We start from the raw sequence: 16,327 nt of genomic DNA, 5'->3' as shown, positions 1-16,327 counted from the left end.
TCCTTCCGACATCGCTTACGCGATGCCACCTCCCTCAATGAGGGAGGCTTTCACAGCGAATCGTTACGCCAAGGCTCCCTCCGAGAGGGAGCTGGCACGGCGAAGCCGTGACTGAGGGAGTATAGGCAACAGCCTTTTTCCTTTTAATCCGGTGCCAACACCGGCAGGGCGGTGATCTCGTCCTGCAGCTCCATGGCCTGAATCTTCGTCAGCTTTTTGGCGGAGACCATCCGATCCAGCACCACCTGCGACCGCTTGAGGGCCAGCGCGGGGCTGGAATTGGGCGAGTAGGCCGATGGCGCATTGGGCAGCCCCGCCAGCAGCACGCACTCGGCACTGGTCAGCTCGGCGGGCGTTTTGCCGAAGTAGCCCTGCGCCGCCTCGGCAATGCCGTAATAGCCGCTGCCGAAATAGATCGTGTTGACGTACATCTCAAAGATCTGCTGCTTCCCGTAGTGTTTCTCGATGTCCACCGCCGCGAACAACTCTGCTGCCTTGCGGGCAAAATGCTTTTCCTGCGTGAAGTAGACATTTTTGGCGAGCTGCTGGGTCAGCGTGCTGCCGCCCTCGGCCAGTGATTTGGTTTTCAGGTCGGTCCAGAGCGCCCGGACGATGGCCAGCGGGTCCACGCCGTGATGACGCTCGAAGCGGCTGTCCTCCACCGCGATCACGGCATCGATGTAGGTCTGCGGGATGGCATCACAGGTGGTAAAGGAGGGGCGGGCGGAGATGGTCTCATACAACTGCGCGGCCGGCAGGTCCTGCTGGGTGGTGCGGTACAGCCGCCAGCCCTGCAGCCCCAGCACGCCCCCCACGGCAGCCAGCGCCGCCAGCAGCAGCACCAGCAGCCAACACAGCAGCCGTTTGAAAAAGTTTCCCAGTGTCCGCATGGCATACGCCCCTTTCGCATTCTGAATGCTCTTATCCTACCCGATTTCACCCCAATTTTCAAGCAGATTTTATGAACTTTATGCCTTTACGTCCCGGCGGCAGACCGGGCAGGTGAGCAAAGGCCTTGCCCCACAGCAGATACAGGCCGAATCAAAAAGACCCCCGCAGCGTATGATTTGACGCTGCGGGGTTTCTCAATTGTTCGGTTTGTATTGCAGCACCTTCTGGGAGAACGTCCGGTCGAAGAACTGGATGAAGGGCCCAAGGCAGAACGCACAGATCAAGGTGCCAAGGCCCACAAGGCCACCCAGCAGCCAGCACAGCAGGGCGCTGAGCGCATCGGTGAAGATGCGGCACCCGAAGTACGGGCAGGGTGTGTAGTCCCGCAGACCGAGGGAAAGGTAATCGTAGGGCGCGATGCCGAGGTCGGCGGTCTGGTAGAGCGAAGCGCCCAGCGCCGTGACCAGCACCGCCGCGATGACCCACCCCAACTGCACCGCCAGCGACGGCGCGTCGCCGAAGTGGGCGTGAATGGGGTCATAGAATGCCGTGACGATGTACCCGATGCAGATGCCGTTGACGAAGGTGCCAAGGCCGATGTACTTGCGCCCGAACCAGAATTCCAGCAGGAAAAACAGGAGGTTCGTGCACAGGTTCTGGGTGCCTAGCGAGATGCCGAGCAGCTCCGCCAGCCGCATGTTCAGGGCGCTGATGGAGTCGTTGCCGAGGTGGGACTGCTTGAAAAGCGCAATGCCAAGGGCGATGATGACGATGCCCGCCACCATGCCCACCACCCGCCGGGCAGTCGGTTTGCGCAATGCGGTGCCGTTCATAGGGGATTCTCCTTTAGCGTTTCTTTTCCTCTATTATACGCCTGCTTTGGGCGGGAGACAAACTATTTATGGAAAGATACAACGATATACGGGGATTGCCTTACCCCTTTAATCTCTCCTCAATCCGTTCTTTCTCCAGCCCCTCCCCGATCACGATGAGCACTTCCTGCCCCTTGGGGATAGCATTTGCCGTCAGGCCGTCGGCGGTGGCGTTCAGCTCCACCCAGCCGTTCTCGTCCTGCACGAAGCCTTTCGCCCGCAGCACATGGCCGCACGCGGGGTCGGTGAAGAGGGCCGGGATATTCTGCTCGAGCTGCTGGCACGAGAGGCCCAGCTCCAAAAAGTAGGCCGAACCAAAGGCCCTATGCTCGTCGAAGTGGAGCTTTTCGCAGCTGGCCTGACGGCAGCCGCAGCGGTCGATGGCGGCAAAGTCCTCGCTGCCCCACTGGTCCCACGGTTTTGTCAGCAGTTCGCCGGGCCGGAACGTCCGGCTGCACTTGCACGCAGCCAGCGCACGGTTCAGGTGCTCCTGTGCGGCCTCCCTCTGCGCCGCATCGGCCAGTTGGCTGCGGCTGAAGACCACCGCGCCCGCGTTGGCAGCTTCGGAGGCCAGAATGTAGTCCGCCTGTGCCGAAAGGGTTCCGGGCAGAAGCGCATCCACAATGGCGATGACATTGCCCAGCCGATACCACCGATCCAGCGGCTCGTCCCGCAGCACATCGAAGAACTCATCCACGTCAAAAATGCCGCTGGGTTCCACCAGAACCCGGTCGAAGCCGCGCATCGCCATGGAGATGAGCTTGGTGCGCATCCGGCGCTGATGGGTATCGCAGTCGCACCCGCCGCTGATGGTCTCGATCTCGCACCGCTCGCCCAGCAGGTCCTGCACCAGCATGGCGTCTACGTTTACCGCGCCGAAGTCGTTTTCCAAGATGCAGACGTTGTGCCCCTGCGCCACCAGATATGCCGCGTACTTGCGCAAAAAGGTCGTCTTTCCCGCGCCCAGAAAGCCCGTGATAAGGTCTACCTGTACCATTTTCTTCCCCTCCGCTGTTTTGGTTTCAGGGTCAGTATACTCCATCCGCAAAAAACAAGCAAGGGGAAGGCGGCGGTCCTTCCCCTTGCTTGTTTTGGCTGTTCAATCTCTCTGCACTGTCACATTGCCAGTCCGCGCATCCTTAATAACCCGGAAGTGGTTTTTACAACCCGAACAGGTTTTCGTCTGATTCGTTCCTCCGATCGGTGCCAACCGCATCAACACTCGGCCGCAATCAGGACATTCAACAACGATCATTGCCATAATAAAACCTCCATTTTTATCGTCACCGGTTTGACTCAACCGGCATCCACCACACTTTGCTGATAGAATCCATACAGTGCATCCATAAAATCACGGACATCTGTATACTCGTCATTTGCCGGATAGGCTGTATTGAATCGCGGCATCCAGCGGTCATATTTATCTTTATAGAACGTCAGATGCAGTTCATGCAGTGCATAATCTCCATCACCCAGCCGGTAATCCAGCGTGATATAGGAGCCATCCACATTCACCACATTGTTCTGCGCGTCATACGTCCAGCTATAGCCCTCGCTCTCCATAAAATAATCCAATGCGCTTCCGTACCAGATATCAGGATATTCCGGGTAGGACGAATACCATACTTCCTGAATGATCTCATCGGCGTCTTCGTCCGCCACTGCATTGCCGCTGTCTGCTTCGCTCCATATCGGTTCGCTCGCTGCTTCGGACTCAGCTTCCGACACTGCCTGAGATTCCGACACTGCCTGAGATTCCGGGACCTCCACAGCACTGCTCGACACTACAGCCACGCTTTCGCTCTGTTCCGGTGTGCTGGATGCTGCCGCTGCACCCTTCGTGTGGGTGCCCACATAATATTCGTCCAGCGCATTCAGCATGATCAGTTCTTGCAGCCAATCCAGTTCTTCCCCATTGCAGGTCACATGGTCCAGTTGGAACGTATCGTCTGCGTTCAGCTTAAAATAGAATGTAAATCGGTTCGTCGCTCCGTCGCTTCCAACGGTATCGCCGGAATAGGTCACGATCGTCTGGCTGTCTTCCTTGTAGTTATCCCACTTGGAATCATCAAAATAGTTGTCAAAGATTTCATCCAATGTCGCATCAGCACTGAACACACTGCTCAATTTGCTTTCCGAAATGCCGCAGGAACGGATCGCATCCGCATTGGAACTGCCAAATGCAAACCATACGGCAGCAGCGGCGGTGATCAGAATGACCACAAGCTTTGTGAGTTTCTGCCGCTTGGTATAGCCATGCACCGCTTTCTTTTCTTCTTCGACCTGTGCTGCCGAGATCATAGACGGATACAACAGCGAGATCACCTGCGAATAGATCATGTTTCCGAACAGGTAATAGCGATTTTTCAGCTTTTCCTGTTTCGAGGGCTGCGACAAAATGCTCAGTTTCAGCCCCTCTTGGGTATTTTGGATCTGGTATACACCATACTTTTTGCTATGGAACACCACAGTGTCCACCGTGTCCGTGATCTGTTCCACCTCACGCTCTGCAAAACCGCGTCGGATGATATCCACCGCATTTTCCCATGCCATCCCTTCGGGCAGAACAATGGTTCCTTGGTCACGAGCAGGATCAAACACCTTGCTGTAAGTGCTTTCACTGCTCAGCGTTCCATAAAGAAGCGGCACTGCCGCACTGAGCAAAATCAACTTCACAAAATTCAGAATTCCCGCGCCGCCCAGCATCACTGTAAAAAACACGAGAAATGCCAACGTCGCACCATACGAGATCAGCAGTTTCTTTTTCATCGACTCCAGAACGATTTGAATCTGCGTTTTCTCTGTAAAGAGAACATGTAGACCCTCCCATCCTTGGGAAGCCTTCCGTTTTTCTTTGGATGCCGCACTTCCGTCCCAGACTTGCATCGTATTTTGCGCCGTTGCCGTCTTTTTTTCTGCGTCCTCCATAGTTCTTCCTCCTTTTTTCGCTTTCTCTGGTTTGTTTCCCCAGATTGGAACGATTTATGTATATATTATTATACGATATATACAATTATGAGTCAAGGTTTCCAACAATAAAATCGTAAATGAAACCTACGATTTATCCAAGGAGACTAATTATGGAACGTGAAAAGCCCGCATTCGATATTTTAGGCCGCATTGAACAGGAGCGCATTTCGCGTGGATGGTCCGAGTATGCCCTCGCTGAAAATTCCGGTTTAACGCAATCCACTATTTCCACATGGCGTCGGCGAAACTTACAGCCGAATCTGGCGTCCATTGAAAAAATCTGTTCCGGCCTTGGCATCACCCTTTCGCAATTCTTTCAGGACGAGGACGCCGTCTATCTGACTGGCGAGCAAAAGTGCCTTCTGGAGTTGTGGTCAAAGCTTTCTCCTGCTCAGAGAGAAGCGGTTCAGCATATGCTACGCACATTTTTATCGATCGAACCATGAAAAAAGCTGAACGCTCTTTGACCGAACGTTCAGCTTTTCCAGTTGATTCTTTTTTTACAAAAACTCTACGCTGCCATCTTCGATGTGGTACATCGCCCCGACGACCCGCAGACCCGTTTCCTCCTCAATGTGGTGGATACACAGGCTCTTTTCTTCCACAAGCATAGCTTGTGGTTTTCTTTATGAAAAACGCCCGCCGGGAAGGCTGACAAGCAGCTTCCCGGCGGGCGTTCGCAGTTGGGTTTGGTTTATGCGTGGTTGAATCCCTTGCCGAAGACCTCGGTGGTGCTCAGCATGGACATGAAGGCGTTCAGGTGCTCCTTGTGGATGAAATCTTGGAGCAGGTCGGCCTCATGGCGGGTCAGGGTGGTGTAGATGATGTAGTGGGGCTTATTGGTGTAGGCACCGAAGCAGGGTGTGTAGGTCGCGCCGCGCACCAGCTTGCGCATGACGAAATCGCAGATGGGGTCCTTTTCATCGCAGACGATGAGGATGGCCTTGCACATCTTGATCTTTTCCAGCACGGCGTCGATGACCAGCGATTTAACGGTCAGACCTACGAAGGAGTAGAGAGCGGTGTACAGGTCGAAGACGAAGCACGCCGCCACGACCATGAACAGGTCGGTCAGGAAGAGGGCCGCCGCGATGCTGTGGATGTGGGTGTATTTTTCCACGATGAGGGCGATGACGTCAGTGCCGCCGGAGGAAGCGCCCACATTGAACAGCAGGGCCGAGGCAATGGCGGGCAGGGCGATGGCGAAGATCAGGTCCAGCATGGGCTGGTCGGAGAGGGGGCCGCTCAGGGGGCAGATCTTTTCCAAAACCATCAGCTCCGCCGACATGACGAGGGAGGCGTAGCCCGTGGTCATGGCGAACTCCCTGCCCAAGAAGATGAAGCCCACCACCAGCAGCACGATGTTCGCCGCCGAGGAGAAGGCCGACGCCGACATGGGGGTAAGCTTTGCCACCAGCGCCGCCGTACCGGTGACGCCGCCGAAGACGAAGTTGTTGGGGAATTTGAAGAAGTACACGCCCACCGACATGATGGAGATGCTCAGGGTGATGAGCACGTACTGCCGCGCGTACTTCATCACCTTTTCCCGCTGGGTCATTTCCGCAGTTGTTTCCATAAACTCTCTTTTCCTCTTTTTAACCGAACAATTTTTTCGTGTTGTGGATATAGACGGACAGCACCAGCCCGACGCAGATGTACAGCATCATCACCGAGCTGCCGCCCGCCGAATAGAAGGGCAGCGTGACGCCGATAACGGGCAGGACGCGCAGGTTCATGCCCACATTGACCGCGATCTGGGCCATCAGCGCACCGCCGATGCCCGCGCAGATGAAGGTGCCCAGCAGGTCCTCGCTCCGCGCCCCGGTCAGGAACGTCCTGACGACGATGGCGAACAGCACCCCCAGCACCACGCAGCAGCCCACAAAGCCCGCCGCGTTGCCGATCCAGCTGAAGATGAAGTCGTTGTGGGCGTTGGGCACGCTGTAGTAGCTGCCGCCGAACACCCCGTTGCCAAAGATGCCGCCGCTGCCCAGCGCGATCTCGCCGCGCTGCTGCTGGTAGATGATGTTCTTCCAGACGGCCTCGCTGGGAGCCCAGCCGGTCTTGTTTTCGGGGTCCACCACGGCGAGGATGCGGTACCATTGGTAGCCCTTGCCGATCTTATCGCTGAAAAAGGCGAAGGCCGCAGCCACAGCCGCCCCTGCCGCCGCCAGCGCCCCGATGATATACTTCCAGCTCAGCCCCGCCGCAAACATCATGCTGCAGCCGATGATGGCGTAGATGATGGCCGTGCCGTCATCACCCTGCACATGGATGATGAGGATGGGGGCCGCCAGATGGAGCAGCAGCTTGCCCAGCTCCTTTGGCTCGTTGATGCGGCCCCGCACATTGTTCAGGTGCATCGCGAAGGTCAGGATGAAGCTGATCTTGGCCAGCTCCGTGGGCTGTAAGGTAAAGCCGCCCAGCTTATACCACGAGTAGTTATCGGTATCGCCCGCGTTGTAGCCGATGGTCAGCGGGCCGATGGTCACGTTGCGGATGAACAGCGTCGGCAGCACAAGGCCCCACGTCAGGGCCACATGCACCGGCCAGACCTTGACCAGACTGCGGTAATCGATGTTGGACAGCAGCAGCGCCACCGCGATGCCGATCAGGGCCGAAACGCCCTGCACCAGCGCCCGGCGGTAATCGCCGATGCCGGCGATCTGGCCGGTGATCTCGTCCACGGCAAAGCCGTTCCCCTGCTTCGCCGCCCACGAGGACAGCGCCACACAGGCCATCACGCTGCTGAAAATACACAGCAGAAGATAAATTTTATCCGTCCGCCTGAAATATTGCCGAATGCTCTCCAAGAAAGCACCTTCCTTTCCTGCTTGGCCGGGCAGCTGCGGGCACCCGCTGCTACCCCATTTTAGGGTATTATACAGCAATGCGTGATTCTGCGCAAGACGGAGGCCATTTTTCACAGATTTTTCGTGCGGCTGTGACAGCTTTGCAAAATCCTGCCCCGCGGCCTTGACAAAGTGAGCCCGACCTTCTAAAATGGGCTTAGAAGACCTACCATCCGGTATGTTTTTCGGAGGGCTTTTATCTTATGAAAGTACCATATCATCGTTTTCTCTCAGCGCTCTGCGCTGTCTGTTTTCTGATACTCACCCTCTTCCCCACCGCCGCGCTGGCCGCACAGGCCGACGGCCTTTCTGCCGCCGCCCTGACGAGCGAGGACGCTGCCCGGATGCAGCAGACCGACGATGCCGTTGCCGCCTTGACCGACAGCGACGGCTTCACCGCCATGTCCCGCACCGAGCGTCTGGACGCCGCGCAGGAGCAGTTGGAGCAGTTGGCGGCGAAGGGGCTTGTTTCGGCGCGCTCCATCCTCGTGGACGAGGAAAACGGGATGGTGAGCTTTACCTACTCCTGCGGGGTGCAGGGCGGCATTCTGGTGGACGACCTCGACGAGGAAAACACCGCCATGAATCTTTCCCTGCTGCCGTCCATTGATTTACAGGAGATGTCCAACGCGCCGCGGGGCGACCTTGGCAGCGCCATGATCTATTATGCCTTTGACAACACGGTGAACAGCTCCCGTTACCCGTACTACTCTTACATGAAGGGGTTCTGGACGGCGATGGGCCTGAACACCCGCATCGACACCACTGTGACCGTCTCCGACCTGCGCCGGATGGACCGGTATGACCTGTGCATCCTGAGCGCCCACGGTGCGTATTACCCCTACATGACCGGCTGGCTGTTCAAGCAGTTGCGCACGGCCCCCATCATCCTGCTGACGGAGGAATCCTCCTTCTCGAAAGATCTGTACTACGGCATCGACCTGCTAACCCACCGGATCATCAAAATCAACGGGCGGTACTGCGTGACACCGTCGTTTTTCAAGAGCACTTACCGCTTCGGCCAATTGGAAAACACCATCGTCTACTCCGAGACCTGTGAGTTCCTCGGCGTAGATGACGCCGTTGATCCCTCGATGGCCAATGCCCTGCTGGCGGGCGGCGCACGGGCCGTGGTGGGCTATGTAAACAACGTTTACACCGTCTACTCCCGCAGTATGCTCTGGGATACGGTCAACCATCTCATCCTCGGCCAACCCATTGAACAGGCCGTAGCACACGCCAAAGACACCTACGGCGAAAACGACCTTGTCTGGTACACCTCGCAGGGCGGTCAGCGCCCCCACGCCGCCGCAGCCTACACCATGCTGCTGGGTGACGCCAGCGCCCAACTGACGGTCCACGAATCCGCTTCGGCCTTCTCCGAGCAGCAGAAGGCCGCGTAAGCGTTGCACTTTTGCGGGATTTATATTATACTAGAGGATGGCAGAGATCTGTCATCCTCTTTTTTCAACCTCTCAGTCTCGCTCCGCTCGCCCGCTCCCCTAGTAGGGGAGCCCTTGGCAAAGAGGGCAGATCGAGTCTCCAGATAGGAGTGCATTTTATGGCTCAATTTATTACGACTTCGCGGGAGGAGACCGTCGCGCTGGGCAGGCGGATGGCCGCCGCCCTGCCGGACGGGGCGCTCATCGCGTTTACCGGCGGCCTCGGCGCAGGCAAAACCGCATTCTGTGAGGGCCTTGCCGAAGGGCTTGGCTGCACCGACCCGGTCAGCAGCCCCACTTTCGCCATCGTGAACTATTACCGCGGCCCCCGCCCGCTGGCCCACTTCGACCTCTACCGCATCTCCACCGAGAACGATCTGTGCGCGGCGGGGTTCTACGATTATCTGGATCAGGGGGCCATCGTAGCAGCCGAGTGGAGCGAGAACTTCGCCGACCTGCTGGCCCCGGAAGACCCGATCCATGTCAACATCGAGCGGCTGGACGATACCACCCGCCGCATCACCATCGAGGGGGTCGAACTATGAACATTTTAGCCGTAGATACCGCCGGCAAGACCGTCGGCGTGGCCCTGATGCAGGACGACCGGCTGCTGTACGAGTGCTATCTCGACGCGGGCATGACCCACAGCGAGACGCTGATGCCGCTCATCGACGGCTGCCTGAAGCTCTGCGGGATGGGCTGCAAGGACATCGACCTGTTCGGCGTCAACGCGGGCCCCGGCAGCTTTACCGGGCTGCGCATCGGGCTGGCAGCGGTCAAGGGCCTTGCCTTCCCGCGGGAAACCCTCTGCGCCCCGGTCTCGACGCTGGAAGCGCTGGGTGCCGCCCACACCGGCGAGGGCACCGTGCTCTGCGCACTGGACGCCCGCCGTGCGCAGGTGTACAGCGCCGCTTTCGACCTTTCCACCCACCAGCGGCTGATGGACGACGACGCCCGCGCCGTAGCCGACCTGAGTGAATTTGTAGAAAATTGCAAAAAGCCCCTGTTTTTTGTTGGTGATGGGGCTGCTCTGTGCTATAATAAATACAGCAATGTGCCGGGGGTGCTCTGCGTGCCGCCCGCCCTGCGGGGTGGACGCGCCGCTGCGGTGGCCCTTGTAGCCAAACAGATGGCCGAGCGGGGCGAAGCGGTCCTGCCCGAAGCACTGCTGCCGGATTATCATCGGCTGAGCCAAGCCGAGCGGGAACGCGCCGAGCGCCTTGCCGCCGAGGCTGCCGCCCAGAACCACCAAACCGAGAACGGAAAGGAATAAAACATCATGGCGAAACCCATTGCACTGGCCGCCGACCATGGCGGATTTGAACTGAAGGAAGCCGTTAAGGCCCATCTGGACGAACTGGGGCTGGAGTACATCGATTTTGGCACCCACAGCACCGCCAGCGTAGACTACCCCGATATGGCCCTGCCCGCCTGTGACGCCGTTGTGAGCGGCCAGTGCGACAAAGCACTGCTGTTCTGCGGCACCGGCGTCGGCATCAGCATGGCCGCCAACAAGGTCAAGGGCATCCGTGCCTGCTGCTGCTCCGACAGCTTCAGCTGCGAGTACACCCGCCGCCACAACGACGCCAACGCCCTGTGCATGGGCGGCCGCGTGGTCGGCCCCGGCCTTGCGTGCCAGTTGGTCGATCTGTTCCTGAACACCCCCTTCGAGGGCGGCCGCCACGAAAAGCGCATCGCAAAGCTGATGGCCATTGAGAACCGATAAAAGGATTTCAACCTCTCAGTCTCGCTTGCGCTCGACAGCTCCCCTAGCAGGGGAGCCCTTGGCATAAAGATGAGGCTTCACCCGGCTGCCAAAGCCTCCCCTATCAGGGGAGGTGGCATTGCGAAGCAATGACGGAGAGGTTTATTCAACTATTTTAAAGGAGCGTGTTGTTATGACCCCCATGATCGTTGAGCATCCCCTGCTGCAGCACAAGATCAGTCTGCTGCGCAACAAGCAGACCGGCACCAAGGAGTTCCGTGACCTCGTTGGCGAGATCGCGACCCTGCTGTGCTACGAGGCCACCCGTGACCTGCCTCTGGAAGAGGTGGAGATCGAGACCCCGATCACCATGGCAAAGACCAAGGTCCTTGCGGGCCGCAAACTGGCTCTGGTTCCCATCCTGCGCGCCGGCATGGGTATGCTGGACGGTATGCTGACCCTGCTGCCCGCCGCAAAGGTCGGCTTCATCGGCCTGTACCGCGACGAGGAGACCCTGCAGCCCGTGGAGTACTTCTGCAAGCTGCCGCAGGATATCGCAGAGCGTGACGTTCTGGTGCTGGACCCCATGCTGGCCACCGGCGGCAGCGCCATCGACGCCATTTCTCAGATCAAGAAGCACGGCGCAAAGCGGATCAAGTTCATCGGCCTGATCGGTGCTCCGGAAGGCATTGAGGCCCTGCACAAGGCACACCCCGATGTGGACATCTATCTGGGCGCCAAGGACGACCACCTGAACGAGAACGGCTACATCGTCCCCGGTCTGGGCGACGCGGGCGACCGTATCTACGGCACCAAGTAAAAAGAGATCCAAAAAAATTGGCTGTGCAAAACTGCACAGCCAATTTTTTTGACCTAATAATGTGGTTTTAGCGCCCGCGTCCACCGCCGCCGCCCATGCTGCGTCCACCGCCCGCATGGAAGGAACCGCCGCCGGAACGACCGCCGCCCCCGCCAAAGGAGCTGCCGCCGCCCATGCCGCCGAAGCCGCCTCCACGGGGAGGCCGAGGCCCGCCGCGGGGCGGGCGGGGTCCGCGGGGGCCCCAGTCATCGTAGGGGCCACGGCGGCGTCTGCTGCCAAGCCCATACCCCAGCCCGAAGCCGAACAGTCCGCCAAAGCCCGAACCGGACCGGCGGCGGCCAAAGGGGGTGAAAATATAGATCACCGCCGCAATGACGATAAGATAGGCGATGATCGTGACCCCGGAAGAGGGCCGCGCCGCAGGGGCTTCGTGGTAACCGTCGTTGGAATGGAGGCCGGTGCTGCCGGAGACCGTGCCGGTGTTGCTGCTGAGGGTCACACCGTAGACATCGGCGATGGTGTTCGCCACGTTCTGTGCACAGGTGGTCACAGCGGCGTCATAATCCTGCGCCGCAAAGCTGTCCTCCATGGTCTGCGCCAAGGCGCTGGCCTGTTTTTCCAGCGTCGTGTTTCGGAAGCCGGTGCCCAGCGTCACATAGTAGTCGCCGTCATCGTACTGCTGGGACTGCATGACCAGAAGGATCAGCACACCGTTGTTTTTGCTGGAACTGCCGAGGCCCCATGTGTTGAAGGCTTCGGTGGCGTAATCTTCCGTGGATAAACTTCCGGTATAATCCACCGTCAATACGCCGATCTGTGCACCATCGCACTGCTCGGTGAGCTGGGTGTTCAGGTTCTGGATGGTCGTGGTGGTGGTGCTGCTCAGAATGCCCGCATCGTCCACAACGCACTGGTCGCTGGGCAGGTCGGGGAGCTGGGCTTTCGCCGCCGAAGCGGCGGGGGCCAGCGCTGCGGCGCTGACGGTCAGCACCAGCAGCAGGGCGCAAAACCGGGAAGCAAATCGTTTCATTCGTTTCATGCGAAGGGTTCCACCTCCTTGACGCCGAACAAGCTCTTCAGCACGCTGGCCGGGAAGCCGCCGGTGTCCTTCTGATATTCGCTGACCTGTTCGTTATAGGTCAGGTTGCCGATGATGGTGGCCGCGCTGTTGAACTGGCCGTACTGGCCCTGCACCGCCCCCATCTTCATGGGGTCGGCGGCCTGTTCCTGCAATTTTGCATAGAGCTGGTCGATGGCGGCCCCCAGCGCGGCATTGTCTTCGTAAAGGGCATGGAGCCGGGTCTTCCCGGCATTGACGCCATCGAGATCGTTCTGGAACACCGTCAGCGCATCCTGCGCGGCCAGCACCTCGGCGTTGTCCGCCCCCAGCGTGTTGCTGCCGGTGGTGATGATGTTCGCCGCCGTGTTGGCGCGGGTGGTCAGCTCATCGTTCAGGCTGTAGCCGCCGTCCGCCGAGACCCCTGCAGTGTACCACTGGGCGGCTTCGCTGGCCTTGGCCTTGAGCTTTGCCCCGCCGAAGCCGAAGAACGCCGCCAGCAGGATCACCACGCAGAGCGCAATGGCCGCTGCTTGGCTTTGCAGCGCCGCCGGGAGCGCCTGTTCCAGCCCGGCCAGCTTCTGCTGGGCGGGGGTCAGGCGGGGCGAAGCGGTCTGCGCCGCCTTTGCTTCGCGGTAGCTGCCCGCGTCAAAGCCGCCGGGGGTCTGATTCCGATTCTGAGAAAAATCTGCGTTTGCCATTTTAGCTCCGGATCTCCATCATCTTTGCCTTGAGCTCGTCTTCGATGCGGGTCAGTTCCTGCTCGGCGGCGGCCCGCTTTGCGCGGCCCTCGGTCTGGATCTTGTTCAGCTCGTCGAGGGTCTCGATCAGGCTCTTATTGGTCTGCTGCAGCGTCTCGATATCCACCACGCCGCGCTGGGACTCCTTGGCCGTCTCGATGGTGCCCATCTTGAGGGCGTCGGCGTTCTTCTTGAGCAGATCGTTGGTCATATCGGTGACGGCGCGCTCCGCCTGCATCGCCTTCTGGGTGTGGGCCAGACCCAGCGCCAGCACCATCTGGTTCTTCCACAGCGGGATGGTGTTCACGATGGTGGACTGGATCTTTTCCGCCATCATGGTGTTGTTGTTCTGGAGCAGACGGATCTGGGGGCCCATCTGGAGGCTGATATTCCGGGTCAGTTCGAGGTCGTAGAGCTTCTTTTCGAAGCGCTCGCACTGGTCGGCCAAGTCGCGGGCGGCCTGTGCGTCCTCCGGCAGACCGGAAGCCTTTGCCTTGTCCATGGCCTTCTGCAGCTCGTTGGCACGCACCTCTGCCAGCTTCTTTTTGCCAGCGAGGATGTACATACTCAGCTCCTTGAAATAGGCCATGTTCAGCTCGTACATCTTGTCGAGCATGGCGATATCCTTGAGCAGCTGCACCTGATGGCCCTCCAGCATGGACTGGATATTCTCCACGTTGGTCTCAGCCTTGTTGTATTTGGTCTTGAGGTTGTCGAGCTGGTCGCCCTTCTTCTTGAAGAAGCCGAGGATGCCCTTCTGCTGCTCCTCGTTGGCGTCGAAGCTCTTCAGCTCTCCGATGAGGTTGGTGATCATATCGCCCACCTCGCCGAGGTCCTTGGTGGACACCTTGGCGAGAGCAGCTTCGGAGAAATCGCCGATCTTCTTCTGGCACGCGGAGCCGTACTGCAGCACCTGCTGGCTGTTGGTGATGTCGATCTTTTCCGCAAAGGAATCCACCATCGCCTGTTCTTCCGCAGTCAACTGGATGTCCGCTGCGGGGGCGGCGGGCTCCGCCTTCTTTTCCTCCACCGGCGCAGCGGCGGGGGTGGGGTCCAGCGTCAGGGTAGGAACAGCGGGGGCGTCGAGGTCAAAGTTCAGAGTATTGTTGTCAGCCATGAGAGATTCCGTCCTTTCCAATTCCAACAGCGCCCGCCAAACGGCTTGCGCAATTTTCTGCAAACGTTATAGGCCTTGGCCCTTGAGCATATTCTGCAAAACGGTCAGGTCAGCCGAGAGGTCCATGCTCTCCGCCGCATAGAGGGCATCGAGCTGGTTTTCGAAGGCCGTCGCGATGGAGGAAGCGTTGTGCTCCACCTCCGCGCGGATGGCCGCTGCGTTTTCTCCCCGGACGCCCTGCTTGGCGAGCTTCGCGTACTGCTGCAAAACGTTCACGGCGTCGGGCAGGTAATAGTTCGCGAACCGGCGCACCTGCTTGGCCTTGGCGGGGGCGGCTTCCACCGTCTCGACGATGGAGCGGCCCGCCTTTTCCATCCGCGTCATGGCCGCCGAGAGGTTCGGCTCCGGCAGAGCTTCGTTCAGGGCGTGGAGGGTATCCAGCTGCTTCTGCATCTCGGTCAGCATCGCGTCCACATCGTCCACGCCGGTGTGGAAGGGCACTTCCGTCTCCACCACACGGGGCGGGCAGAATTTTTTCGCGGCACCAAAGGCCGCACAGGCCCCGCCCAGCGCCGCCAGCAGCGCCCAGAGCTTATAGACCGGAAGCGCCGCGCAGAGCACCGCAAACACCAGCGCCGCTGCATACCACGGCAGGACGCTGGGTTTTGAAGTGCGAATGATCTTGCTCATCTTTCGACTCCTTGTCCGGGAGGGTCACTCCCTGTATGTTCCATAATAAAGCCTTTTGGAAAAAACGCAAGGGTTTCACGAATAATTTACAGCTTCGAAATCAAGTTTTAACGGCCTTGCCCTTTTCGTCTGCGGCAGAGCGCTGGCTTCGCGGCGTTTCGGGCTGGGCCATGTTCCAAGGATGAGGGTCGGCTGCGCACATCGTAGACCGGCGCAAAGCTCATTCGGACACGCCCGCCTTTTCCATCTCGCCCCACGCGGAGCCGAGGTCCCGGCCGGAGGGTTCCGCCTTGGGGCCGTCGAACCACAGCTCCTCGATGAGGGCGGCAAGGCCGTCCTCCCGCACATCCCCGATGACCCGGTCGGCTGCGGCCTTGGCGTCGGGGGTGCCGTTGGACATGCAGCAGCCGAGGCCCGCAGCCTTCAGCATCCCCACATCGTTGGCGGAGTCGCCCGCCGCCACGGCATCGGCCAGCGTCAGGCCGATCTTCTCGCACAGGTCGGCAAGGCCCACGCCCTTATCCATCCCGCCGCGCACGACGTCGTAACAGCACCAGCCGTCCTTCCCGACGCCGCCCACCTGCATGAAGTGGAGGTTCAGGTGGCCGAACTTCTCGTTGAAATGGGCCAGCTCCTGCGGCGGCATGACCACGAAGGCCGCATGGGGCATATCGATGAGGTGGCGGTCCTGATCCTCCCCGTCGAGGCAGGTCAGGCCGCTTTTCGGCATGGCATCGTAAAAACCTTTCAGGGCGTCGTACTCGCAGTAGGCGTAATAGGCGTCCCGGTAGTTGAACTGGAGCGGGTAGTTATAGTCCTCGCAGAAATCCACGAGAGCGTACATTTCCTCGTTGGTCAGCGGGTGCTCGGCCACGATGGTGCCGTTTTTGTCCACGACACAGGCCCCGTTGCAGGTGATGGCATAATCGAACCGGATGCCGCCCAGCTGCTCCTTATGGACGACGCAGTAGCCGCGCCCGGTGCTGAGCACGAATCTGCCGCCCGCCGCCTGAAGCTTTTTCACGGCCTTGACCACCGCCGGGCGAGGCTTTGGTTCCCCGAACGGCACAAGCGTATTGTCGAAATCGCTGGCCAGAAGTTGATATTGCATGGTATTCTCCCTTAAATCTCGTAATATAGTTCAGTATACCACAAAAAGCCGCCCTGAGCA

At 59.2% G+C, this 16,327-nt stretch carries 18 protein-coding genes; 6 read left to right on the top strand and 12 right to left on the bottom strand.

The window, feature by feature from the left end:
* Positions 1-143 precede the first annotated feature (143 nt).
* The 5 genes from C4N23_RS07995 to C4N23_RS07980 form a co-directional block, all read right to left on the bottom strand.
* Positions 144-890, bottom strand: coding sequence for a transglycosylase domain-containing protein (locus tag C4N23_RS07995; protein ID WP_112145306.1), 747 nt, complete (start codon positions 888-890; stop codon positions 144-146).
* A 195-nt stretch (positions 891-1,085) separates the two neighbouring features.
* Complete coding sequence (locus C4N23_RS07990; RefSeq protein ID WP_112145304.1) at positions 1,086-1,724, bottom strand: YczE/YyaS/YitT family protein; 639 nt, start codon at positions 1,722-1,724, stop codon at positions 1,086-1,088.
* 100 nt (positions 1,725-1,824) lie between these two features.
* On the bottom strand, positions 1,825-2,760 hold the full coding sequence (locus C4N23_RS07985; RefSeq protein ID WP_112145302.1) for a GTP-binding protein: 936 nt from the start codon (positions 2,758-2,760) through the stop codon (positions 1,825-1,827).
* A gap of 102 nt (positions 2,761-2,862) precedes the next feature.
* On the bottom strand, positions 2,863-3,024 hold the full coding sequence (locus C4N23_RS14035) for a hypothetical protein (protein ID WP_181567097.1): 162 nt from the start codon (positions 3,022-3,024) through the stop codon (positions 2,863-2,865).
* Between the two features lie 35 nt (positions 3,025-3,059).
* Entirely contained in the window at positions 3,060-4,691 is a 1,632-nt protein-coding gene (locus tag C4N23_RS07980) for a hypothetical protein (RefSeq protein ID WP_112145300.1), read from the bottom strand.
* Between the two features lie 152 nt (positions 4,692-4,843).
* Between C4N23_RS07980 and C4N23_RS07975 the strand changes: the two genes are divergently transcribed.
* On the top strand, positions 4,844-5,179 hold the full coding sequence (locus tag C4N23_RS07975) for a helix-turn-helix domain-containing protein (RefSeq protein ID WP_112145298.1): 336 nt from the start codon (positions 4,844-4,846) through the stop codon (positions 5,177-5,179).
* Positions 5,180-5,427: 248 nt separating this feature from the next.
* Here C4N23_RS07975 and C4N23_RS07965 read toward each other — a convergent pair whose 3' ends face one another.
* Both C4N23_RS07965 and C4N23_RS07960 read right to left on the bottom strand, forming a co-directional pair.
* Complete coding sequence (locus C4N23_RS07965; protein ID WP_181567096.1) at positions 5,428-6,309, bottom strand: YitT family protein; 882 nt, start codon at positions 6,307-6,309, stop codon at positions 5,428-5,430.
* A gap of 19 nt (positions 6,310-6,328) precedes the next feature.
* Positions 6,329-7,546, bottom strand: coding sequence for an FtsW/RodA/SpoVE family cell cycle protein (locus tag C4N23_RS07960; RefSeq protein ID WP_242983755.1), 1,218 nt, complete (start codon positions 7,544-7,546; stop codon positions 6,329-6,331).
* A gap of 242 nt (positions 7,547-7,788) precedes the next feature.
* On the opposite strand from C4N23_RS07960, the gene C4N23_RS07955 reads away from it, so the two are divergent.
* The 5 genes from C4N23_RS07955 to upp all read left to right on the top strand — a co-directional run bounded on the left by C4N23_RS07955 (position 7,789) and on the right by upp (position 11,552).
* Positions 7,789-8,988 (top strand): C25 family cysteine peptidase, encoded by a 1,200-nt coding sequence (locus tag C4N23_RS07955; RefSeq protein WP_112145296.1) that lies wholly within the window; start codon positions 7,789-7,791, stop codon positions 8,986-8,988.
* A gap of 158 nt (positions 8,989-9,146) precedes the next feature.
* Positions 9,147-9,572: a tRNA (adenosine(37)-N6)-threonylcarbamoyltransferase complex ATPase subunit type 1 TsaE gene (tsaE, locus tag C4N23_RS07950; protein ID WP_055189576.1), complete on the top strand. Its 426-nt coding sequence runs from the start codon at positions 9,147-9,149 to the stop codon at positions 9,570-9,572.
* Complete coding sequence (tsaB, locus tag C4N23_RS07945; RefSeq protein WP_112145294.1) at positions 9,569-10,300, top strand: tRNA (adenosine(37)-N6)-threonylcarbamoyltransferase complex dimerization subunit type 1 TsaB; 732 nt, start codon at positions 9,569-9,571, stop codon at positions 10,298-10,300. Before tsaE ends, tsaB begins: the two co-directional genes overlap by 4 nt.
* A gap of 6 nt (positions 10,301-10,306) precedes the next feature.
* A complete protein-coding gene (rpiB, locus tag C4N23_RS07940) occupies positions 10,307-10,753 on the top strand; it encodes a ribose 5-phosphate isomerase B (RefSeq protein ID WP_097840010.1) in 447 nt (148 codons plus the stop codon).
* 172 nt (positions 10,754-10,925) lie between these two features.
* Positions 10,926-11,552, top strand: a complete 627-nt coding sequence (gene upp, locus C4N23_RS07935) for a uracil phosphoribosyltransferase (RefSeq protein WP_055189571.1) — start codon at positions 10,926-10,928, stop codon at positions 11,550-11,552.
* Between the two features lie 67 nt (positions 11,553-11,619).
* Here upp and C4N23_RS07930 read toward each other — a convergent pair whose 3' ends face one another.
* The 5 genes from C4N23_RS07930 to C4N23_RS07910 all read right to left on the bottom strand — a co-directional run bounded on the left by C4N23_RS07930 (position 11,620) and on the right by C4N23_RS07910 (position 16,267).
* On the bottom strand, positions 11,620-12,591 hold the full coding sequence (locus C4N23_RS07930) for a TPM domain-containing protein (RefSeq protein WP_112145292.1): 972 nt from the start codon (positions 12,589-12,591) through the stop codon (positions 11,620-11,622).
* Complete coding sequence (locus tag C4N23_RS07925) at positions 12,588-13,310, bottom strand: LemA (protein ID WP_112145290.1); 723 nt, start codon at positions 13,308-13,310, stop codon at positions 12,588-12,590. The genes C4N23_RS07930 and C4N23_RS07925 overlap by 4 nt, the downstream gene beginning before the upstream one ends.
* Position 13,311: 1 nt before the next feature.
* Entirely contained in the window at positions 13,312-14,466 is a 1,155-nt protein-coding gene (locus C4N23_RS07920; RefSeq protein WP_055189565.1) for a toxic anion resistance protein, read from the bottom strand.
* A 66-nt stretch (positions 14,467-14,532) separates the two neighbouring features.
* Positions 14,533-15,156, bottom strand: coding sequence for a 5-bromo-4-chloroindolyl phosphate hydrolysis family protein (locus C4N23_RS07915; protein WP_055189563.1), 624 nt, complete (start codon positions 15,154-15,156; stop codon positions 14,533-14,535).
* A gap of 220 nt (positions 15,157-15,376) precedes the next feature.
* A complete protein-coding gene (locus tag C4N23_RS07910) occupies positions 15,377-16,267 on the bottom strand; it encodes an HAD family hydrolase (protein ID WP_112145288.1) in 891 nt (296 codons plus the stop codon).
* Positions 16,268-16,327: the final 60 nt, after the last annotated feature.

The sequence above is a fragment of the Faecalibacterium hattorii genome, assembly GCF_003287455.1.
Lineage (GTDB): Bacteria > Bacillota > Clostridia > Oscillospirales > Ruminococcaceae > Faecalibacterium > Faecalibacterium hattorii.
Note: the sequence above shows the minus strand (reverse complement) of the source record. Positions and strands in the feature narration are given on the sequence as shown.